This is a genomic window from Psychrobacter sp. T6-5 (genome assembly GCF_052258485.2).
GTDB lineage: Bacteria > Pseudomonadota > Gammaproteobacteria > Pseudomonadales > Moraxellaceae > Psychrobacter.
The window spans coordinates 1,704,260-1,726,563 of sequence record NZ_JBQQEY020000001.1 but is presented as its reverse complement, the minus strand read 5'-3'; the positions used below and the strand labels follow the sequence as shown (position 1 = coordinate 1,726,563).

The 22,304-nt window shown below is 42.7% G+C and carries 17 protein-coding genes and 1 other RNA gene; 7 read left to right on the top strand and 11 right to left on the bottom strand.

Annotated features, from left to right (window positions below):
- The 8 genes from gloB to ffs all read right to left on the bottom strand — a co-directional run bounded on the left by gloB (position 1) and on the right by ffs (position 9,128).
- On the bottom strand, positions 1-780 hold the full coding sequence (gloB, locus tag ACTXGK_RS22125) for a hydroxyacylglutathione hydrolase (RefSeq protein WP_443516871.1): 780 nt from the start codon (positions 778-780) through the stop codon (positions 1-3).
- A 138-nt stretch (positions 781-918) separates the two neighbouring features.
- On the bottom strand, positions 919-2,751 hold the full coding sequence (locus ACTXGK_RS22120; RefSeq protein ID WP_443517228.1) for an extracellular solute-binding protein: 1,833 nt from the start codon (positions 2,749-2,751) through the stop codon (positions 919-921).
- Positions 2,752-2,864: 113 nt separating this feature from the next.
- The gene (locus tag ACTXGK_RS22115; protein WP_443516873.1) at positions 2,865-3,020 is read right to left on the bottom strand and encodes a hypothetical protein; all 156 of its coding nucleotides are present in this window, start codon (positions 3,018-3,020) and stop codon (positions 2,865-2,867) included.
- A gap of 71 nt (positions 3,021-3,091) precedes the next feature.
- Complete coding sequence (gene serC / locus ACTXGK_RS22110) at positions 3,092-4,228, bottom strand: 3-phosphoserine/phosphohydroxythreonine transaminase (protein ID WP_443516875.1); 1,137 nt, start codon at positions 4,226-4,228, stop codon at positions 3,092-3,094.
- 92 nt (positions 4,229-4,320) lie between these two features.
- Positions 4,321-5,235 (bottom strand): DNA polymerase III subunit psi, encoded by a 915-nt coding sequence (locus tag ACTXGK_RS22105; RefSeq protein ID WP_443516877.1) that lies wholly within the window; start codon positions 5,233-5,235, stop codon positions 4,321-4,323.
- Positions 5,236-5,297: 62 nt separating this feature from the next.
- Positions 5,298-8,186, bottom strand: coding sequence for a M48 family metalloprotease (locus ACTXGK_RS22100; RefSeq protein ID WP_443516878.1), 2,889 nt, complete (start codon positions 8,184-8,186; stop codon positions 5,298-5,300).
- Between the two features lie 39 nt (positions 8,187-8,225).
- Positions 8,226-8,822, bottom strand: coding sequence for a LemA family protein (locus ACTXGK_RS22095; RefSeq protein ID WP_443516880.1), 597 nt, complete (start codon positions 8,820-8,822; stop codon positions 8,226-8,228).
- Between the two features lie 209 nt (positions 8,823-9,031).
- An RNA gene (gene ffs / locus ACTXGK_RS22090) (signal recognition particle sRNA small type) lies at positions 9,032-9,128 on the bottom strand.
- Between the two features lie 255 nt (positions 9,129-9,383).
- Between ffs and ACTXGK_RS22085 the strand changes: the two genes are divergently transcribed.
- Complete coding sequence (locus ACTXGK_RS22085; protein ID WP_201598746.1) at positions 9,384-10,100, top strand: SIMPL domain-containing protein; 717 nt, start codon at positions 9,384-9,386, stop codon at positions 10,098-10,100.
- Between the two features lie 105 nt (positions 10,101-10,205).
- Here the strand turns inward: ACTXGK_RS22085 and ACTXGK_RS22080 are convergent, their stop codons facing one another.
- Complete coding sequence (locus ACTXGK_RS22080) at positions 10,206-10,898, bottom strand: DUF4124 domain-containing protein (protein ID WP_443516882.1); 693 nt, start codon at positions 10,896-10,898, stop codon at positions 10,206-10,208.
- A gap of 217 nt (positions 10,899-11,115) precedes the next feature.
- Positions 11,116-12,525 carry a type I glutamate--ammonia ligase gene (gene glnA, locus ACTXGK_RS22075; protein ID WP_201598736.1) on the bottom strand — a complete coding sequence of 470 codons (1,410 nt, stop codon included), beginning with the start codon at positions 12,523-12,525 and terminating at the stop codon, positions 11,116-11,118.
- An 811-nt stretch (positions 12,526-13,336) separates the two neighbouring features.
- Between glnA and ACTXGK_RS22070 the strand changes: the two genes are divergently transcribed.
- The 5 genes from ACTXGK_RS22070 to ACTXGK_RS22050 all read left to right on the top strand — a co-directional run bounded on the left by ACTXGK_RS22070 (position 13,337) and on the right by ACTXGK_RS22050 (position 17,775).
- Positions 13,337-13,960, top strand: coding sequence for an anthranilate synthase component II (locus ACTXGK_RS22070; protein WP_443516884.1), 624 nt, complete (start codon positions 13,337-13,339; stop codon positions 13,958-13,960).
- A 100-nt stretch (positions 13,961-14,060) separates the two neighbouring features.
- Positions 14,061-15,182: an anthranilate phosphoribosyltransferase gene (trpD, locus tag ACTXGK_RS22065; RefSeq protein WP_443516886.1), complete on the top strand. Its 1,122-nt coding sequence runs from the start codon at positions 14,061-14,063 to the stop codon at positions 15,180-15,182.
- Positions 15,183-15,254: 72 nt separating this feature from the next.
- Positions 15,255-16,130, top strand: a complete 876-nt coding sequence (gene trpC / locus ACTXGK_RS22060; protein WP_443516888.1) for an indole-3-glycerol phosphate synthase TrpC — start codon at positions 15,255-15,257, stop codon at positions 16,128-16,130.
- Positions 16,131-16,237: 107 nt separating this feature from the next.
- Positions 16,238-16,969 carry a Smr/MutS family protein gene (locus tag ACTXGK_RS22055; protein ID WP_201598726.1) on the top strand — a complete coding sequence of 244 codons (732 nt, stop codon included), beginning with the start codon at positions 16,238-16,240 and terminating at the stop codon, positions 16,967-16,969.
- A 173-nt stretch (positions 16,970-17,142) separates the two neighbouring features.
- A complete protein-coding gene (locus ACTXGK_RS22050) occupies positions 17,143-17,775 on the top strand; it encodes a DNA-3-methyladenine glycosylase family protein (RefSeq protein WP_443516890.1) in 633 nt (210 codons plus the stop codon).
- Between the two features lie 40 nt (positions 17,776-17,815).
- Here ACTXGK_RS22050 and ACTXGK_RS22045 read toward each other — a convergent pair whose 3' ends face one another.
- Positions 17,816-19,702: a mechanosensitive ion channel family protein gene (locus tag ACTXGK_RS22045; RefSeq protein ID WP_443517230.1), complete on the bottom strand. Its 1,887-nt coding sequence runs from the start codon at positions 19,700-19,702 to the stop codon at positions 17,816-17,818.
- Positions 19,703-20,184: 482 nt separating this feature from the next.
- On the opposite strand from ACTXGK_RS22045, the gene ACTXGK_RS22040 reads away from it, so the two are divergent.
- Positions 20,185-22,158 carry a TonB-dependent receptor plug domain-containing protein gene (locus ACTXGK_RS22040; protein WP_443516892.1) on the top strand — a complete coding sequence of 658 codons (1,974 nt, stop codon included), beginning with the start codon at positions 20,185-20,187 and terminating at the stop codon, positions 22,156-22,158.
- Positions 22,159-22,304: the final 146 nt, after the last annotated feature.

The following is a 22,304-nucleotide window of genomic DNA, read 5'->3' as shown; positions in this document are numbered from 1 at the left end:
TTAAAAGTTATTTTTAAGCTCACGTAACGCTGCAAATACTGCCAAAGAGCTATCATCCTCGAGAGCTACTTTCGATTTGACCCCAGCAATCACGCTTGGTTTTTGTGTGCGCAAAAACACATTGATAGCGCGCTCATGCTTTAAAGTGACGGGCAATGTTGGCATACCTTGTGCCGTTTTTGCTTCCGCTTGTGCCAGTGCTTGCTTCATGGCTTCATTGTCAGGTTCAATAGACAACCCAAACCGTAGATTGCTCGCTGTATATTCGTGCGCAGGATATAGCAGTGTCTCCTCAGGCAATTCATTTAGACGCTTAAAACTATCATGCAATTGCTCAATCGTACCCGTAAAGACACGTCCACAGCCAGCACTAAACAACGTATCACCACAGAAACAATGCTTTTGACCTTCAATATCTAAGATATACGCCATATGGCTGGCGGTATGTCCTGAGACATCCCAAACTTGTGCTGAGCAGCCCCATGCACTGACTGTGCTGCCATCCTTGATGGTTTGATCTTCATCAACCCCATGCTCACTATGCGCCACCAGATGGGTCATGGGATACGACTCTTGTAGCCCTGCAACGCCGCCAATATGATCATGATGATGATGCGTGGTCCAAATCGAGGTAAGCTCTAGCTCGTGCTTGTCTAGATAATCAATAACTGGCTCGGCTTGACCTGGATCAATGACAATGGCCTGCTTATTATTCTCATTAATCAACGTCCAGATATAATTATCATTAAATGCTTTGATCGGGTGAATACGAATACTCATGGCAAATCCTTACTAGTAGTTATTTTTTTGGCTCATTATTTTAGAATTATTTGGTATCGCTTTTATGTGGCTCTTGTCTAAAAACGACCGTTTATGTGTTTAGCAGTGCTTCCTTATCGATTTACTGAGACAGCCTACTCACTGCTTCAAATACTTATTAACGCGCTGTTCTGCCTCTTTATCCACCCACCAATAGTCGATACCAACGGCATTGGTTGGGAGTTTTTCTGTATGGCGATATTGATCCCAGTAAGCGACATTGGTGCCAGATTTGCCATATAGTGGGACGACATAATGACCGGCGCGCAGCAACCGATCAAGCACCTGCGTATAGAGCACAATCTCATCGCGACTTGAGGCGTTGCTAATCGCAGCAACGACCTCATCGATAGCAGCATTTTTGATACCGGCGCTATTATGATTGCCTGGCTCATCAGCCGCGGCGCTACCCCAGTATGCTGATTGCTCGGCACCAGGCGATAGGCTTTGGGCAAATACATCTACCACCATATCATAATCAAAACTGCGCATACGCTCATAATATTGGGGTCCGTCCACTTGGCGCAAGGTTGCCTCAAATCCTAAGCGTTTTAAATTACGAATATAAGGCAAAAGCACACGGCCCATGGTCTCGCCTGTCATCAAAATCTCAATTTGGGCGGGCTGACCATTCGGCTGATATAGCTTCATATCATCATAATAAAACCCAGCATCTAACAATAATTGCCGCGCTTTTAGTAAGCCTTGTCGATTAAAGCCATTGCCATCACTGGTGGGTAGCTGCCATTCTGCTAAGACGGCTTTACGCTGGATCGGTTCAAGCTCAGACAATAAAGGCGTTAATACCTGCATCTCTTCAATAGACGGTGTACCAGTTGCCGCAAGCTCTGAGCCATGAAAGAAGCTCTGCAAACGTTCATACTGTCCATGAAATAATGTCTTATTCATCCATTCAAAATCATAAGCGGCCGTCAGTGCTTGACGCACCCGTATGTCTTGAAAAATTGGACGGCGCAAATTCATCACCAACGCCTGCATCGGCACTGGGTTTTGACTGGTTATGGTCTCTTTTTTGATAAGACCTGCTTTCACTGCGGGGAAATTATAACCACTTACCCAATTCGATGCTTTGTTTTCGGGGCGAAAACGGTATTGACCAGATTTAAATCCTTCAAAGGCAATCTCATCGCTCTGATAATAAACGAACTTAATCATGTCAAAATTGTAGCGACCACGATTGACCATCAAATCACGACCCCAGTAATTGGGATCACGTATGTAACTCACCGAACGGCCAGCATCGACGCGTCCCAACTTATAGGGCCCACTACCCATCAAGGGTGTCAGACTGATCTTTTCAAAATCTGCATCGATTGAGGATTTTGCGAAAACAGGAAACTGACCAACCGTCAGTAGGATTTCTTTGTTTTCAGCAGAGGCAAAGACAAATTTAACTTGCTGATCGTCAATGATTTGAATGTCCTTGATATCACCCAAATAGCTGCGAATATACATGGGGCCTTTGTTTAATATTGCATCAAAAGTCGCTTTGACATCCTGACTGGTCACAGGCGTCCCATCCCAAAAACGGGCGGCAGGGTTGATGTGATAGACAATCCAGCTCGTATCGTCTGGATCATAGGTTACCTTGCTTGCCAGCTGTGGATACATGGTAAACGCTTCATTTAATGAGCCTGTCATCAAAGTATCATACAGATAATCCGTACCAATCATCGCCACACCCGTCGTCATCCATTTATTAGCACTGTTGAACGTACCGCGGGTATCTAGCGACAGCGTACCACCTGACGGCGCTTTTGGATTGGCATAGGGCATATAAGGTGCATTAATATAATCAGTCGGACTATTGTGCCCAAGCGCTGTCGTTGTGATAGGTACCGCAATACTGCTCGGTATCCAGCTGACGGTGATGGCTAGCAAAACAGCTTTTAGCAGGGCATTTTTTCTTATCATAACGTTATAACAAACCTCTATGCTAACCAATGCGAGTATCAAAAATTAAGCGCTGACGGCAAAATAGCGATATAGCAAAATTTTATCATAACAAACTTAGGTTTTTTAACCTAATGGTTTGCCATGTTACGCGGCATCAGTGCGACATCCATCAGTGCGACATCCATCAGTGCGACATCCATCAGTACGACATCCATCAGTACGACATCATAGATATTATATATAATGGCGGCAGATATTGAGTTCTTTCTACTAAAACTGCGCATCGATAAATATACTCATAAAAAAAGACGCAACTTGTAAAAGCGGCGTCTTTTATTTTAAAGGCTATTATGACTTATGCATGCTTTTTTTCGAATGCAATCATAAAATCAACCAATTGCTGTACCCACTTAAGTGGCACGGCGTTATAAATACTGGCTCGCATACCGCCTACGTCACGATGGCCTTTTAGATTAAGTAGGCCAGCTTTTTCTGACTCTTCTAAGAATACTTTATCAAGGCTGCTGTCTGCTAAAGTAAACGGCACGTTCATGATAGAGCGATATTGAGGATCGACTGGGTTGTTATAAAAACTGCTCTCATCGATTGTTTTGTAGAGCAGATCTGCTTTTTGCTGGTTGATTTTGCCGATAGCAGCCACACCGCCCTGCTCTTCCAACCAATCAAACACCAGTCCTGCTAAGTACCAAGAGTACGTCGCTGGCGTGTTAGACATAGATTCTTTATCTGCTTGGTGCTCATAGTTCAGTAGCATAGGGCACCATTCACTTGCCTGCCCCAATAGATCATCACGAATGATAACGATGACCAAACCTGCAGGACCGATGTTTTTCTGTGCGCCCGCGTAGATCATACCAAATTTAGATACATCTATCGGCTGTGACAAGATAGAAGATGACATATCAGCGATGATTGGCGCATCTACTTGTGGTGGCTCGAATATCTGTAGACCATGGATAGTCTCATTGGCACAGTAGTGAAAATAAGCGGCATCGTCACTCACATTCCAATCACTTTGGGCGGGTACAGTTGTAAAGTTGTCCTCTTTACCAGTCGCGACCAAGTTAATCTTACCCAGACCAAGTGCTTCGTAGCGCTGAGCTTCTTTAATCGCCTTACCTGACCATGCACCCGTCGTCAAATAATCGCCGCGTCCACCATTTAGCAGGTTCAATGGAATGGCAGAAAACTGCAAGCTAGCGCCGCCTTGTAAAAATAGCACTTTATAATTATCTGGTATCTCCATGAGCGTGCGTAGCTTAGCTTCTGCTTTGTCAGTGATTGCCATGTATTCTTCACTACGGTGACTGACTTCCATGACCGATAGGCCGCGACCTTGCCAGTCGAGCAATTCGCTCTGAGCACGCTCCAATACAGATGTTGGCATCGTGGCAGGGCCAGCACAGAAGTTTGGCAGACGATGCGGGGTACTATTATTAGCAGTGGGTGTAGACGTTTGGGTTGTAGACATAATCACAGTCCTAGGTATGATGAAATAAAGAAGCGACCTTTATTTCAGTTTGTTGATAAAAAAATTTATATCGATATCAGTTTTGATATGACTCAATGAGATATACGCTCCCACAGCTGACGTTTAGCATCACTATCTGCAATCATGTCATCTAATGTAGGCACAGTCATAAGGTTGGGGTGCTGAAGACCTTCAGGCAGTACTGTTAAGGCAGCAACTTTTATCTCTTCGCGCAGGCCAATTCTAAAGACATATCCAGCAAGACTGGCATTGGCAAGCTCTACTGTGTCCATACCGGCGCAAATCGGGAATGAGGTCGTCTCATGAGTCATTGAGAGTGCTTGAGTGATATTATTCCATAGCTTTTGGCTATCACTATTAAGTGCTTGAATATCAACCAATATCACCCAGTCGCCATAGCGTCCACCTTGTAAGCTAAATGGTGCTACCTTTTTCAAGCTGTCGTCATTTACACTATCACTATTATGATTGCTTTGAGACAATTGATGTGACGCAGTAGGCGCAGCTGTTGACTGCACTGCTTCATCTATAAAAAATGCGGCGGTTTGGTTTGATTCGATATCTGGACTATTGTGAAGACGAGTTACATTTGAAGTAGCAGATGTCTCATTGCTCACACTATCAAAACTATAGGTGACTAGGCTTTGCTCGGTGGCTGCTTGTTCATCAATACCTAGACCATGAGCATCGTTATTCACATTATGATGGTCACTGCTATAAGAGTCATTTATATCATAACCACTGGTCGGCTGAACGACTGTCTCTATGGTTTCAGCGATGACTCCAGCGCTCGCGGGTTTATTATTCGCGAATTCAGTATCAATAGAGTCAATATTTGAGTGCTCAACCGAATCTATCATGATATCCGTTATATTTACGGTATTTGACTCAGGCCGCACCCATTGATTGATACCCATCATCGCTAGGATTTGGCGTTGCTGCACACGGCGCTGCAATACACTTAGCGGGTCTTGGATATCACTCATACGACTCTACTATCCTAATTATGTTGTCTCTATTGCTTTTTAGATGGTTTTGGCGATGCTTATCAAAAAAGCTGCCGAACGCCTAGCCAGCGCTCTGACATTGCGAGCAGGCAATCATATTCATCTTGGCTGATTATCGTATCGTGTAACATCACGGTATGCAATGTACTTAGCCATTGTCGATACTCATGATGAGCAGGTCGGACCGTGCTATCGTCATTATAATCTATTTGACTACCATCCTGTTGTCTCTCTGGATAATTACTATTACCCAAAGTATTTATAGGGCGCTTGATAGAATAATTAGTAGACGTAGGAACCGCAGCAATAATCGCTAATAATTGAATACTATTTAAGTGTTGTGCCGTTAATAACAACCATTGCAAGTCGACATCGCTCACTGTCGTCAAATCAATATCAACCAAACGCGCATGACGTCTTAAATCTACAATGTAATGCGCCACACTCTCATCACCTTCACTCAATAATGAGCGCTCATACATTGAGACCATCTGACCTTTAGCGTCTTTTGACAGGCGATAAGCCAGTAAAACCACCATCGACATCTGAGCATCGCTCAGTGCTTCAAATACTTGCCCTGAAGGATCTAGCTGTACCCTTACGTCTTCCATACCAGTTTTGAGTGTCTGTGATGATAGAGTTTGCGTATCCGTATCGTGTAAAACCTCAGACAATATCGGTAGTAACTGCTGTAATTGTAATGCCTGCCATAGTGACAGTATGGGTGATTTTTTCCTCTCTACAGCTAATGAATGATTGAATAAATTCGCTGCCGAGTGAGCGCGATCACTTGATATTTTTTGATCTGCAGAATCACAAGTTAAGCTTTTAGTTAAGTCAGATGTCAGCTGTTGGTTAAATAACTCAACCATACCTTGTTGGTAACGCAACAACATCGTACGGCATTTTGCTTGTTTTTTATAGTACTGATCGCTTTCGTAACTGTGTTTGCTGTCACTTCGAAGCTTTAATTTTTTGATATGTATTTCAGATAAGTCATGACGACGTAACTGGGCTAATGCAAATACAATCAAAGCACTGTCCAAACGTCTGTCCAAATTGGCCACTATGGTCAGTAGCTTAGCATCTATCCTATGCGGTAATACTTGCTTATGACTAGTAGTGTCACTTTCAATAGAAAAGCCCTCACCCCAAATACCATTCAAACTATAAGTGGCAGTCGTTAATAATGGTTGATGCTGATGACAAAGCATGACCACTTCTATGAGCGCTTGCGCACCAAGTGGATGATAAATATGATCGAGTAGATATTGCGGTAGTGACACCTTTTGAATATCGCTCACTTCAATCAGTGTATCTTCTGGCAGGTCAGCGTCAGGTTTGGCCTGCCAAGGCTTCAGCAAATTGTCGGTATCTATAGGTGCCATTTCTACCTGCAAGCGACCATCGATAATTGTATCTACCTCTTTAGTGAACTCAAGACCTTTATCTGTCTGACTTTCACTGTTACTTGCAGCCTTATCAATAGTAGCATTCTGCTTATGGTTTTCTTCTGCATTAATATTGAATAATGATTGAGGCGGTAATTGAAACTTTTTTTGTGAATTTTTGCTTAGGCTATTTTCTGTAATATCTTCCCAGTTTCCTGAGCGACGCTGCCGATATATTTCTTTTATTTTTTGCTGATTGATCCGCTTCTCTTTAGCGACTTGTACGGCAAACTTACGATAAGCATCAGAATTAATGGCACTCATACGCTCTATCAAGCTTGGATGAGTGGCAAACCAAGACACATCACCCAAGTCCGCGCCACTACTGGCAAAGAAAAAATGACTGAGCCCATTGATATCAGCAACACTCGATAATCGTGAGCCAAGTGAATCTTGGTGAATGGCTTTTAAGGTTTCTATGATCGCAGGCGAGCGCGTTAACTGCACGCTGGTTGCATCAGCAAGTAACTCACGCTCACGATTAAAACTGTGCTTAATCAACTGAGCACTTGCCATACTCGAGAAACTTAGACCATGGAGCAGTAATGTCCAGACACTACGGGGGGCTTGACGATCAATCGCAGGTCTACTTTGCACCCACCGAGACTCACGTTTGACTGATACCTGCTGATGCTGTGATTGTGCCTGCCAGTACGCTACCCACTCACTATGCGTGGTAAAACGGGTGGTCTGCGCCTCTATACTGCGTGCACGACTGTCAACTTGTCTCTGTGAAAAAGGAATATCGGTGGCAACTGTATTATCAAGATAGCGGCTATTAGGAATTGAATCGCTCCAATCATATAATATCTGTAAACCAGCTAATACCACCATCAGCTGTAGATTGAACGTGGCATCACCATGCAATATATGACCATACTCATGACCAATGAGCCCATATAGCGCCTCATCAGACAACTTATCTAACGCGCCTTGGGTGATGACAAGTACCATATCTTGGCTATGACGACCCGCAACGAAGCCATTAATACCTTGCTCATTAGGCAATATGTATAAAATCGGTGTACTCAAACCTGCCGCAATCGCTAACTGATGGGCAATTTCATAATAACGACGATAGACGGGTGGAAAATCGCGCTCATCGCGTACGGCTATATGACGTGAGCTATAATGAACCTTCTCTTTGGTTTGATGTTGATGCGCCACCCCATGACTGTGCTCCCATGGTGCCTGACTGTTATCAATAAACAGTCTGACCGCCCCTACTCGCTGAGCAATAGCGCGACCACCCGCTCTCAAGCGCCGATATTCTAAAAAACTCCCACCAACGAAACTGCCTAATATAAAGAGAATGACTAGTATCAATACCCAATGATATATACCACCCGTGAATATCGTTAACAGCAGTCCCATGATAGCCAGTGCCACCGCCACATGGGCAAGCACAATCAGAAAAAACAGTCCATAGAGCAATAGACTGCGCCGTGTACGTATCCGCTGTTCACCAAAAAAATCCATCAACTGGGCTGCCTAATATTGGCCAAATTTATCTAAATCCTAGCCCAGATTAACATTCGGTGCTTTAGCAATGGCATCTCTGTCTGCGAATACCAAGGGACTAAGCGGACGAAAGCCAAAAGTCGTACTGACAAGATTGTTAGGAAACACTTCACGATCATTGTTGTAGAACATCACGCTATCATTATAATGCTGACGGGCAAAACCAATGCGGTTTTCTGTGTTGGTCAGCTCATCCATCAACTCTTTGAGCATACTATCGGCTTTGAGCTCAGGATAGGCTTCTACCACTGCCGAAAACTGACTCAACGCTTTGGACAACATGCCTTCTGCTTTGGCAAATAGTGCCATGTGCTCTTGTGAGTCTGGCTGATGCTTATGTGAGTCTTGTAGGTTTTGAGCATGATTGCGTGCGCTAATAACTCGTGTCAGTGTCTCTTCCTCATGAGTTAGATAACGCTTGGCTGTTTCGACTAGATTTGGAATCAAATCATGGCGACGTTTGAGTTGCACATCTATCTGCGCAAAGCCGTTCTTTGCTTGGTTACGTGCACGCACCAATTTATTAAATATGGACACCCCAAATACAACGATTAGTACCATAAATACAATGAACAACCAAACAAACATCTTCATAACCAAACCTCAAAGTTTCCAGAATGTTAATAAACGTTAATACATTGTATTTTAACTCATATTAATCAATGAAGCTTTTAATTTAAATGAGAAATCGAATGAAATTTTAGACAAAAAAAAGCCCTTTACAATGAAGGGCTTAATACAGAATAACAATATATTGGGTACTTTATTAGAATATCTATCAAATTTTAGGCAAAAAAAAGCGACTCCATCAGCACATCCTCGGCACACATCAAATCTATTACCGTTGCTACCTTCCGGTCCTGGCGGGATTCATAGAACAATGTTGCGAGGCTACCAATGGAGCCACCGGATGAGATTATACAAGGATTTTTTAATTTTACAACCCCTATCTCAAAACTGTTTGTTTTAATCTAAAAATAACCCAGTAACCTAGCTCACAAAATTCTCACAGCAACTTATACAGATTTTGCTATTTTAGTGAATGAAGTTGCACACATGTCCGCATTTAGAAAATGAGACGCACAGCTTCCCATATGAAAATGGATTTTAAAAACATTCATATGAAGACTATTAAAACTAATTTAGGAGATAATAATGAAAAATGCTCTACTGAATAAAGCGGCACTCGCCTCTGGTACGGTTTGTTTAATGACTGCAATGATGGGCAGCGCCCACGCAGAGCCAACAGGTTACGACCAACTGACGTTTCAGACCGAAATAAAAGAAGAAATCCAAAACGACGAAGTACGTGCCAGCTTATACAAAAAAGCACAAGCAACTGACGCTAAAACATTAGCGACAATGCTCAACACGTCAATCAATAATGCCATGAAAATTGCTAAGCGTTACCCAAGCGTGACTGTGAGCACTGGGCAGCAGCGTACCTATCCACGCTATGACAAAAACGATAAAATCATTGGTTGGACAGGTCAAGCAAACATAGACTTGAAAAGTACAGACTTTGCAGCAACCAGTCAGCTGATTGCGGATCTACAAGAAACCTTGGTCATGGACAATCTTAACTTTGGCGTCTCAGATACCAAAAAAGATGCTTTAGAGCAAAAACTGATGACCGAAGCATCTCGCGCTTTTCAGCAGCAAGCGAAGAGCCTGACTCGTGCTTGGGATGCACGCGGCTATCGCGTCGTGAATGTTAATTTGAATACCGGTAGCAACTATCCACGTCCAATGTATAGCGCTATGAGCATGAAATCAGGAATGGCAGACGAGTCAGTACCAAGCCAAAGCTTTGAGTCTGGTAACAGCACTATCTCAGTCACTGCCAATGGTACAATCGAGTTGACCAAATAAATAGTAATAAGCGCATATAACGTTAGACAGAACCAATAAATAATAAAAAGGGCAGACGCGATAATCACGTCTGCCCTCATTATTTATATATTACTAATGACTTTTTTACTGAGATACAGCGTCATTACCACGCATTTTTAACAAGACCTTTTGGTGCCATGGTAAGCGCTCATAAGCCAAAAGCTGCTCAGCAAGTTTCTTCTTATTCTGTAAAATTAGGGTGTTTTGAATGACATGTACCGTACGATTGACTTGCTGTCCTGTTTGTCCTGATACCTTCTTAACTACAGCGCGGATGCTATGCGGGCCTGGCTGCAAATCGACTGTCGCGACAGAAGCACTTAATCCTTGGGCGATTTCTTTATCATCCAAATAGATACTCACTTGATCGCCATTCTGTAGCGCAGGCTTTACATCAAGCGCGATGACGATACTTTGTGCAGGACGCTGATAGGCACGCTCAGTACTCGGCTCAATCATACTCAACTGATAGTTGATATTCACCGCAGGTTTGGTGGTAGCGGCAGCTGGAAGATCAGTATTGCCTCTGACCTCATTTGTCATGCCTTTTGGGGCGCTACTTTCGCCGGTATTGACGCTAGTCTGGCTGACTTGTTTTCCTGCCTGATCCTCATAAGACTGTGGACGATCGGTAAAAGTCACTTGACCTGTCTGCTCATCAATCACTTTATAAATGGGTGCTGCGTTGCTGAGAGGCGCACAAAGGCTAGCCATGATAGCCAATGCTCCTAACTGTATATTGCCTCGTAACAAATTCCGCTTTGATAACAAACTCATAGTCAGTCAACCTAATTAGTATTTACTATTAATATACTTTTATAAAAACTATTATGCGATACTTTTGGTGCAAAATCAGTAGGATTTGTTATGAAATCAATGATATTTAAAAAAATATCATCCATTTATACCACTATCTTTTTGAACAGGTACAAAAAAACCAGCCAAGATTCACTTGACTGGTTCTTTTTTATTCAATTAATCGACTAACTCATTATTAGCAGCTGTAGTACATATCGAACTCGACAGGGTGTACAGTCACGTTTAGACGTTGTACTTCATCTTCTTTAAGTGCAATGAATGCTTCTAGCATGTCTTTGGTGAACACATCACCTTTCAATAAGAACTCGTGGTCATCACGCAGCGCCTGTAGTGCGACGTCTAGACTCTCTGCAACCGTTGGGATTTGCGCTTCTTCTTCTGGTGGCAAGTCATACAAGTTTTTGTCAGCTGCTTCGCCTGGATGCATTTTGTTCTGGATACCGTCAAGGCCTGCCATTAATAGCGCAGCAAATGCCAAGTATGGGTTCGCTGTTGGATCAGGGAAGCGTGCTTCAATACGTACGGCTTTCGGGCTGCTTACATGTGGCACACGAATAGATGCTGAGCGGTTAGACGCTGAATACGCAAGCTTAATAGGTGCTTCATAATGCGGTACTAGACGCTTGTAGCTGTTCGTTGATGGGTTGGTAATCGCGTTCAATGCACGAGCATGCTTGATGATACCACCAATAAAGTACAATGCGGTCTCAGACAAACCAGCATACTCATCACCAGAGAACGTGTTGACGCCATCTTTTGAGATTGACATATGCACGTGCATACCTGAACCATTGTCACCAACGATTGGCTTAGGCATAAAGGTCGCTGTTTTACCAAACTGGTGCGCCACGTTATGAACAACGTATTTCAGTTGCTGAACTTCATCTGCTTTACGTACCATTGTGTTGAATGCTACACCGATTTCAGACTGGCAAGACGCCACTTCGTGGTGATGAACTTCAACGCGGCCTTCGCCAACGATTTCTTCGATACGTTCACACATGACAGCACGCATATCGTGTGAGCTGTCGATTGGTGGTACTGGGAAGTAGCCGCCTTTGACGCGTGGACGATGCGCCATGTTGCCCCACTCATAAGTCTCGTTAGTTGACCATGCTGCTTCTTCAGCAGTGATCTTATGACTGACGCCAGACATATCAACTGACCATTTTACATCGTCAAATACAAAGAATTCAGGCTCAGGGCCGAAGTAAGCAGTATCACCAATACCAGTTGACTTTAAATACTCTTCAGCGCGACGTGCGATAGAGCGTGGATCGCGATCATAGCCTTGTAGCGTTGATGGCTCGATAATATCGCAAGTCACGACGACAGTAACCGCATCAAAGAACGGATCAACGAACGCTGTTTCTGGGTCAGGACGCAAGATCATATCAGACGCTTCGATACCCTTCCAACCAGCGATAGATGAGCCATCAAACATTTTGCCATCTTCCATGACATCTTCATCGACAGTAGATGCTGGGAAGCTGATGTGCTGCTCTTTACCGCGCGTATCAGTGAAGCGAAAGTCAACCCATTTAGCATTAGAGGATTGAATAAGATCTAATAATTTGTTCGACATACATAATCTCCGTTGTGTTGGTCACGTTATTGCAATTTAAAATTATTGGTGCCATTTCTTGTGCAAGAATTCCAGATGTCCTTCCAATACCAAACAGCGCATTCGATATTATGCTTATTATCAGCACTATTTGTCGTATTAGTCAAGACACTCATCTAAGACGCTTTCTTAATTAGACCAATAGTCATCTCAATGGTCTACAAACATCCTAAGTCAATTCTCATATCATTCTAGCAATATATAACTTGTCATGCTGAACTCTTCTGGCACTTATGAATAATTATTTTTAGACCTGTTTTTATGGTCATCAATAATCATACCAGCATCAATGCAAAGGTTATGCCAATATCTCAAAACAATTACCAACCACGTTACTTAAAACAACATATTTCCAATAATTACAGCGCCTTATACCAAATTATTTTTATACAAAAATGTATTTTTGCTAATAACCTTTATGTTAAGAGATTATCCGATGCACTAATCATAATATTTTTGCACTATATTGGTGCTAAAATAATCTTATAATTATTAGACTGCTCTCTTACGGTGCAATAATAAAATATCGATTTGCTGATTTGGCTCTGATAGTGAAATCATTATGATGAGAGAAAAATATTTTTATGTAGTGCTTATTTAGCTAGCCTATGCTCTGCATTTGATAGAGAACAAAATAGTGGTAAGATAACCGCGCGCCATAACGCCCTCTGTCGTAGTCATAGCTGCTTTTGTTTGGTAACCAAAGCCCTGAACAACGGTAGGCATATATCCCCTATTACAAATAGAATAAAACTGATAAGTTGAAACCTTCATGATTTTGATGATCGATAATTACGACAGCTTTACGTACAATATCGTACAGTATTTCGGTGAATTGCAGCAGGACATCACTGTTTGGCGTAATGATCAAGTCACTATCGAGCAGATTCGAACGTTAGCACCGGAGGTGATTGTTATTGGCCCAGGTCCATGCGACCCTGATCGTGCGGGTGTTTCGCTCGAAGTTATCGAGACATTGAAAGGTATTATTCCAATACTTGGTATTTGTTTGGGTCATCAAGCGATTGGGCAGGCGTTTGGTGGACAAGTCGTCAAAGCAGGTGAAGTTATGCACGGACGATTATCAGCCGTCTATCATAATGACCAAGGCGTATTTGCCGGATTACCAAACCCATCGCAAGTCACACGCTATCATTCACTTGTCATCGATAAGCGTACCCTGCCAGATTGCCTTGAGCTGACCGCATGGACGCAGAATGTTGATGGTAGTATCGAAGAGATCATGGGTATACGCCACAAGACACTTGCCATAGAGGGCGTCCAGTTTCATCCTGAGTCCATTTTGAGCGAAGCAGGTTATCAATTACTTAATAACTTTTTACACACTTATGGCTTGGCAAAACTGGCATCAGATGCGCTACCACAGGTAGGCTAGTTTTGGCTTAAGAGCCTGCTTTCATGACTCTATCTCAAATCATAGACAGATTTACATAAAAAACAGATTCACACAAAAAATAATCATAAGCGAGATCATCATGAGTACGACAAAAATAGAAGAAGATCACACGCCAGAGGGTATTGCAAAACTGTCTGACGCTCAAATACACCAATTATTGACGACAGCTTTGAGTAGAATCTTTCAGCACATCGATTTGACCTTTGACGAGATGTATCAAGTGATGCTGATCATCATGCAAGGCAGATGTAGCGACGCGATGATGGGCGCTATCTTGACAGGTCTACGTATGAAAGGTGAATCGATCGATGAGATCACCGCATCAGCCAGTGCGATGCGTGCGCTAGCTGCCAATATTGAGCCAAAAAACTGTGACTATTTGGTCGACATCGTTGGTACTGGCGGTGATGGTGCCAATTTATTTAACGTATCGACTGCATCGGCATTCGTTGTCGCGGCGGCTGGCGCACAAGTTGCCAAACATGGTAATCGCGGTGTCTCAACCAGATCTGGTAGCTCAGATTTGCTTGAGCAAGCAGGCATCAGTCTTGCGCTGACTCCAGAACAAGCAAAAGATTGTATCGAGAACGAAGGGGTTGGGTTTTTGTTTGCGCCCAACCATCACAGTGCCATGCGTTATGCCAATCCTGTACGCCGTGAGCTAAAAGCGCGTACCATCTTTAATATTTTAGGCCCACTAACCAACCCTGCTGGTACGCCCAATTTAGTTATTGGTGTCTTTACCGCACAGCTCTGTGAGCCAATTGCCAAAGTCATGAAAAACCTAGGCGCACGGCATGTCATGGTCGTGGGCGCAAAAGATGGGCTGGATGAAATCAGTCTAGCAACCTCGACCACAGTTGCTGAACTAAAAGATGGTGAAATATCCGTTTATGAGATAATGCCAGAAGATGCAGGTATCGAATCGCAAACCCTGATTGGTCTAGATGTCGACTCTCCAGAGCAAAGCCTTGCACTGATCCGCGCTGCTCTATCTGGTGATGATACCCATGACCGTGCTGTACTTAAAGCCCGCGACATGATTGCTTTGAACGCAGGTGCGGCAATATACACCGCCGGACTTGCCAGCAACTATCCTAATGGCGTTAGCCGAGCTCAAAAAATTATCCAAAATGGTGATGCTTTACTCAAGCTTGAGTCTTTGGCCAAATACACGCAGCAGCTAGTGACTGAGGGTTGATTTATACGCACCAATACAGTGCAAAACTATATATCACTGCCTATTTACCTTTAACAATATTCGGATAACAGCATGACCACAACTCATTCAGACATACCTTCGGTACTACAGCGCATTGTCGCAACCAAAGTAGAAGAAGTAAAAGCAGCTCGCGCGGCGCTATCTCTTGAAGACTTAAAAGCGCAAGTCGCAGCTGATAACAAACCGCGCCGAGGTTTTGCTGACGCATTACAGGCTGCTAGCACTGAAAACAATGGTGTTGGCATCATTGCTGAAATCAAAAAAGCCTCGCCATCTAAAGGCGTTATTAATCACGATTTTACCCCTGCTCTATTTGCTCAGCAGTACGAGCAAGCGGGCGCAAGCTGTCTATCAGTACTGACTGATCGCGATTATTTTCAGGGCGATGATACCTATCTTATTCAAGCGGCAAATGTCTCAAGCTTACCGATACTTCGCAAAGATTTTATGATTGATGTCTATCAAATATATCAATCTTACTTAATGGGTGCTGACTGTATCTTACTCATTATGGCCTGCTTAGATGACACGCAAGTAAAAGAGTTGCATGCGCTAAGTATTGAGCTTGGCATGGATGTGTTGATAGAAGTGCATACACAGTCTGAGCTTGAGCGGGCGCTACAGCTACCACGCTCAGCGCACAATATTTACGGTATTAATAATCGTGATTTAAACACGTTTGACGTTGACCTACAAACCACACTCGATTTAAAAAATATCTTAATCGAAGCACTCTCTACTGATGCTGATAATGCCGATCAAAAGCCATTGATCGTGACCGAGAGCGGCATTCATAGCAGTGGTGATATTCGTCTTATGCTAAGTCATGATATTCAGCACTTTTTAATCGGTGAGCAATTTATGAAAACCGATCATCCGGGACAAGCGTTACAATCCTTACTTGCGGGCGTCGCAGTAGACGAGTAAAGTAACTCAATAATTCAAGCTTCAATAGAATCAGATAGCTTGAATAAAATATTTACCCTATAAATGACTCAACCTTTCATTCATCAATCAACGATACGTTAACTTTTATGTCAAACTCTCTGTTTTCAAAAGAAATGCAAGACCAGCTCAAAGAATTAAAAGGCCAATTAAGTAAAGGCCGTGATACTAATTCACCTGAAGGTGAAAACCAAAAGCCCACTGAGCCAGTGTCATTACTGACTCAAAAACAAGTGAAAAAGACCGTCAAGCAGCTAGACAGTGAACATGTTGACGATGATAAAGTGCTGTTCATGCAAGCTATGCATGGTGTCAGTCAGCTAGAAGACAAAAACGTACGCTCACCTACTAGCACGGCAAGAGCAGGTAAACCTGATGCAGCAACCCTATCAAAACGTGCGGCCGCTCAAGGTAGTGAAGCCAGCGATTTAGGCGCAGGCTTGTCAGATATGCAAGCCCTACTAAACCCTGTCGCGGCTGAAGCCTATTTGTCATATAAGCAGCCTACACTGCAAAATAAAATCTTTGACCAGCTTAAAAAAGGTAAGTTGCGTTGGTACGATGCGGTAGATATCCATGGCTGCACGATAGAAGAAGCACGTGACGCCATGACGCAACTGCTAAGCCAAGCGAAGCAAAAAAATGAAACCATGGTAAAAATCGTCCATGGTAAAGGTAGCGAAGCGATTCTAAAAACCTGTATCAATGGCTGGTTACGCCAATTGCCAGAAGTATTGGCGTTTTGCTCTGCGCCGCCAAAGGATGGTGGCAATGGTGCGGTATTGGTACTGCTTAAAAAACCGAAAGCAGATGGCGAATAGAAGTCATCGTTGATGACAACTCTATTAAATAAAAAAAGGACTGCTTATTTGCAGTCCTTTTTTTATCTATAACTCGTATATCAATCTTTAACGATTTTCCCTTTAATATGTGCCTCCTACCCTTTACTATTGGATTCATTCGAGCACTGTTTAATTAGTCAAGCGAAGTCCTTATGAGTATCAAAACCATTGAAAATAAACAAGCACTACAGGAAAACATCACCGCATTAGTTGCTATCGAACCGAAATTTGCTGCTATCTACGAGCAGGTTGGTCTACCTGATCTTAGGCACAATGCAGGTGGGTTTGAGCAATTAATGAGAGCGATGGTTGGTCAGCAGCTGTCTGTCGCCGCTGCGGCAAGTATCTGGAAGCGGTTGGTTGATGCAGCGTTGACAACGCCGCATAAAATCGATGAAGCAACTGACGAGGCCTTAAAAGCTCATGGATTGTCTAAGCAAAAAACTCGCTATATCCGCTCTTTAGTCAATCATGATATAGATTTTATGGCTTTAGAAAATATGCCTGATGAAGAAGTGATACAGACACTTACCGCTGTTACGGGCATCGGCCGCTGGACCGCTGAGATGTACTTGCTCTTTTCTTTAAAACGCGCAGACGTGCTTGCTGTCGATGACTTAGCCATTAAGGTTGCGGCGATGGAGTTGCTAGGCTTAGCAGAGCGCCCAACGCCCAAGCAGCTCAAAAACCTCACTCAGCACTGGTCACCGTATCGCAGCGCTGCCAGCTTACTGCTTTGGTCATACTACGGCTTATTACGCAATAAAACCGCAGTACCTTTATAGCTGACCGTGCAGCATAATTGTCTGTATGGAAAAAACACTTCTAAGGCTGATTCCATATAGACAAGCTAAATTTATTTTTGGTATGCTTAAATTTGCTTTTTCTTAGCATACGACTTTTGTGTTTGAGCGCTTTTAGCGCACCCTTTCTACTGACAGTTGCCATAGATGACTTTTGGTTATTTGCCATATCATCTTTAGCATTGTCGGTGTCTTTGTTGATATTCACACCGTCAGAATTATTATCATCGTCTTCTAAACTGACATTTGTTTCATTGCTATTCGTATCGCTATGGTCTTCTGAGGCATCATCCTCTGTTTCAGTAGTATTGTTTTCCATATGATGTTCAAGCTCAGCTTGATTGACGATCAGCTGCTGGGTTGGCAATGCATGTTCGACATCATATTTTGCGACTTGGTTTAATACATCAACGAATACCACGTTTTGCTTATCATAAAACTCCATCACATCATTGGCATTGATATATGCCTGTAGCTGAATGACATAGCAGTCTTGGCGTAGCTCTAAAATATTAACTTGATTCCATTCTTGGTTGGTCAAGTAATGCTCATTTAAAAACTCATCTAAGTCTTTGACCATCTTGAAGACCACATCGATATCCGCAGTGCGCTTCAGATATAACTGATGAAAGAAGCGGAACATATCACGCGAGGTAAAGTTTTCAATTTGCATCGAGGAAAAATCACCGTTTGGCACCGTGACAACAGTCCGTGTCAATGTGCGCACACGTGATGAGCGAATACCGATGTCAATAACAGTGCCTTCATAAGTGCCAAATTTGCAATAATCACCGATACGTACTGGTGAATCCGCGACGACTACGACACTACCAACAAGGTTTTCAATGGTTTTTTGCGCACCTAGTGCCAATGCCAAACCACCCACACCCAGTGCGGCAATACCTGTGGTTAAGTCAAAACCCAAATTACCAAAAATGACAATGACCGCAAATATTAAGAGTAGCGCTTTAACGACTTTTCGCATCAGTCCCAAGATTGAGACACGCTCAGTATAGTTTTTCTTATAGCTTAGATTAACCGCTCGAGTAAATATCGCATCAATAACTCGTAATAGCAGCCAAGTTAGCGCGAGCCAAGAAGCAATATCAGTAAAGCGATTGACTGGTTCGCGCAGCGTGACGGACACGCCTGCATAGACCATCACTTCAGATAAGATCAGCGCCATAATGACCACAGAAAGCGGCAGTATCACTTTGTCAGGTAATGGCAAAGGCACGCCGCGCACACGAGGATAAACAATTCTCAATAGATGATATAACAGCCATACTGCGATATAAGTGAGGACAAAGCTACTCACAATCATGGATAGCGCAGCGACCAAATCAGCCAGCTGATAACCAAAGAGCTTTTTGCCATCTAATGAATCCACCGTATAGCGCGATACCAAGGTAGGCTCTGAGTTTTCTATCACTTCCGGTATAGAACTCAGCGTCTCACTTGAGAACTGCCAATACTGCTCGTTCTCTTTAGAGACCACTCTTTCTAGTAACAACGACACACTTTTTTCACCGATGTTAATCACACCGACATTTTCTTGACTTGGTGGTAATTGATCGGTGAGATTGCCCTCAGGGGTATTACTGATTTGCAAATCAGGCTGAAATCGCCCACCCGCATCGAGCGCTTGTTTAAACTGACGTACGACAGTCGTTGGGTTATCGGACTTGGATAAATTGAGATAGTTACTTGCCAGCAAGTAGTCGTTTTCGCCCAGCGCACTGATAAAACCCTGTACGGTATGACGCGGCGTATCTCGCCCAAATGAATCAGGTAAAGGTGTAGCTACTGTCTCCTCACTACTATCACCGCCAACGCCAAGCGCACCAGCATCAACAGCAAAAGCGGTTTTTGGCAACACAATACTTAACATCATCGCCAGCAAAAGCATTACGACCGCAAGTGGTATCTTAAGAGTAGAGTTCGATGAAGGGAACGCGGTACTGGGAGTCAGATTATGCTGAGTAGACAAAACAAACCTCTTAACTTTATGAGTGGCACAATGAAGAACACATAATATCCGCACTATGATAACAATTATTTATAACAGCAGTGCTTTTGATTATAGGTTTTTGTCGTTAACTGTGTGAGTCAGCTATTTTTATCGCTCTGTGCAATCTCTTCCGTGTACTGAAAATGATAGGCATTAATAAAAAAGTAGCTCTCTAATGAATAATTAGCATCTCATCATGAATTATATTCATCCTACCGTGAAGAAACATTAGGTTAAAGTGGTTTATAAAGGCGGAACTTTTGTAGATAATGAGCGCAGTTTTGCTTATATACTGTTTTTTGTAATTTTTGACACCTTTTACGTTTTAATAGTTATTTCTTATGTCTGCATTTTTTAATTTGATTACTTTGGAATCGATCATGTCTTTATCACGTTCACCTTCACGTACTTATCTTCGCCTAAGTATCTTAAGCGCACTTGGTTTATTTGCAGTCAACACAGCAATGGCGGCGACCCTTGAGGCAACCAATACTAACGATAGCGAGATGCCACAAGTTGAGCTTGACAAAATTGTCGTGACAGCGACTCGTACGCCTACCAAAACCAGTAACGTGATTGCACAAACTCGCGTCATTGATAGCGGAGAGCTGCAACGTTATCAAGGTCAAAGTGCCCTCGAAGTACTTAAGCATCAACCTGGAATAAGCTATTACACAAATGGTGGTCCTGGTACTACTTCAAACTTTTATATGCGCGGATATAATAACAAACAAATATTGGTACTCATTGATGGAGTCCGTTACAGCTCCCTGAGTACAGGTGGTGCAACTCTTAGCTTGTTACCTGCTGATCAAATTGATCGTATAGAAATTCTATACGGCGCATCTGGATCAAGCATCTATGGCGCTGATGCTATGGGCGGCGTGATTCAAGTATTTACGAAAGGCACGAACGTTGACAGAACCAATTTTTCAGTGACGGTTGGTGCAGGGTCACATGACGAATATTTGTATGGTGCCAGTGCACAATTTGCAAACCAAACAGGTACAACCTTAAGCTTATCAGCGAGTCATAACGAAACGGACGGCTATAATGCGACACTACCACGTAACCTGCCTGCTCAAACAGATGACGATGGATTTAAAAGCGATAATTACAGCATATCATTTAACCAAAAAATTAATGATAATTTGAAGTTAGGAGTCAATGGTATTTATTCAAAATCAACTACTGATATTGACGCTTATGATGATTACAATACTAGCGCCCCTGCTCTAAAACATGCTTTCTCCGATCAAAATAATGGTGCTGCTAGTGCCTATCTCGAACACACTAACGACAATAGCAATACTAAATTAACTTACGGTTATAGCATTGATGAATCAATAACCTATGAGACTGATTCAAAAAATGGCAGCAAATACGATACTAATCAGCAACAGATAAACTTAGTAAGAGCTCAAGACCTACCGATTGGTAAAGCCATTATAGGAGCTGAATACTTAAATCAAGAGCTAGAATCAAATGTATATACTACCAACGACCGTAAAATTAAAAGCGGATTTTTAGGTTATTTAGTATCACATAATAATATCGATGCTCAAGCAAATGTACGATACGATGATTACTCGGACTTTGACAGCAAAACTACTTACAACTTAGGTGCAGCCTACCACCTTAACCCAGAATTTCGTGTAGGTGCTAACTACGCTAAAGGATATCGAGCGCCTACTTTTAATGACTTATATGGTCCAGCCAGCTGGGGTAGTAATCCAAACTTAAAGCCAGAGACTAGTGATAACTATGAGGCTTTTATCGAGTATATTAACCAAACTCAATCTACTCGTCTTACTGGATATAACAACAAGGTTGAAGAACTGATTGCTAGCGATGGTATCAATACTGTTGAATACCCTTACGGCAAAAACATCAATGTTGATAAAGCAAAAATTAAGGGCGTTACCCTAACCTCTGACTGGAACATGGATAACTATCTCTTTGGTTTAAGCTATGACTATCAAAAAGCAACGGATAATAGTGATTACACTGGTAAAGTCGATTACTTTGGCAATCCTATTAACTACAATGGTAATTATCTTTCTATTCGTCCCGAACATAAAGGTCTAGTATATTTGGGCTATCGCTTACCAAGCGTAGATATCCGTGCTGAGTATCAATACGTAGGCGATTATTATAGTGGTGGCGCCAATACAGATTCCCAATTGGTTGATTCTTACGGCTTATTGAATATTAGTGGCAACTATAAACTGACTGACAACCTATCTATGACGGCACGTTTAAACAATATTACCAATAAGAAATATGTGACTTTACCTGGCTATAACACCGATGGCACCAACTTCTTCACATCCCTGACCTATAACTGGTACTAAGTGTCTCTTAGCACTATTCAGACTCTCTGAGCTCAAAATAAAAAAGGTCATCCATCGATGGCCTTTTTTATGTCTATATCTTTCCGTCCAACACCTTATGAACCTAAGCCGTCAGCTATTTATGTTATCCAACAGGTGACAATTCA

Excerpts from the sequence above, each read along its gene's own strand:
- ACTXGK_RS22080 (WP_443516882.1), bottom strand. The coding sequence starts at position 10,898 with ATGAGTTTGTTATCAAAGCGGAATTTGTTACGAGGCAATATACAGTTA.
- ACTXGK_RS22100 (WP_443516878.1), bottom strand. The coding sequence starts at position 8,186 with ATGGATTTTTTTGGTGAACAGCGGATACGTACACGGCGCAGTCTATTG.
- ACTXGK_RS22105 (WP_443516877.1), bottom strand. The coding sequence starts at position 5,235 with ATGAGTGATATCCAAGACCCGCTAAGTGTATTGCAGCGCCGTGTGCAG.
- ACTXGK_RS22045 (WP_443517230.1), bottom strand. The coding sequence starts at position 19,702 with ATGCTTTTGCTGGCGATGATGTTAAGTATTGTGTTGCCAAAAACCGCT.
- ACTXGK_RS22050 (WP_443516890.1), top strand. The coding sequence starts at position 17,143 with ATGAGTATCAAAACCATTGAAAATAAACAAGCACTACAGGAAAACATC.
- gloB (WP_443516871.1), bottom strand. The coding sequence starts at position 780 with ATGAGTATTCGTATTCACCCGATCAAAGCATTTAATGATAATTATATC.
- serC (WP_443516875.1), bottom strand. The coding sequence starts at position 4,228 with ATGTCTACAACCCAAACGTCTACACCCACTGCTAATAATAGTACCCCG.
- ACTXGK_RS22095 (WP_443516880.1), bottom strand. The coding sequence starts at position 8,822 with ATGAAGATGTTTGTTTGGTTGTTCATTGTATTTATGGTACTAATCGTT.
- ACTXGK_RS22085 (WP_201598746.1), top strand. The coding sequence starts at position 9,384 with ATGAAAAATGCTCTACTGAATAAAGCGGCACTCGCCTCTGGTACGGTT.
- glnA (WP_201598736.1), bottom strand. The coding sequence starts at position 12,525 with ATGTCGAACAAATTATTAGATCTTATTCAATCCTCTAATGCTAAATGG.
- trpD (WP_443516886.1), top strand. The coding sequence starts at position 14,061 with ATGAGTACGACAAAAATAGAAGAAGATCACACGCCAGAGGGTATTGCA.
- ACTXGK_RS22055 (WP_201598726.1), top strand. The coding sequence starts at position 16,238 with ATGTCAAACTCTCTGTTTTCAAAAGAAATGCAAGACCAGCTCAAAGAA.
- ACTXGK_RS22070 (WP_443516884.1), top strand. The coding sequence starts at position 13,337 with ATGATTTTGATGATCGATAATTACGACAGCTTTACGTACAATATCGTA.
- ACTXGK_RS22115 (WP_443516873.1), bottom strand. The coding sequence starts at position 3,020 with ATGCGCAGTTTTAGTAGAAAGAACTCAATATCTGCCGCCATTATATAT.
- ACTXGK_RS22040 (WP_443516892.1), top strand. The coding sequence starts at position 20,185 with ATGTCTTTATCACGTTCACCTTCACGTACTTATCTTCGCCTAAGTATC.
- trpC (WP_443516888.1), top strand. The coding sequence starts at position 15,255 with ATGACCACAACTCATTCAGACATACCTTCGGTACTACAGCGCATTGTC.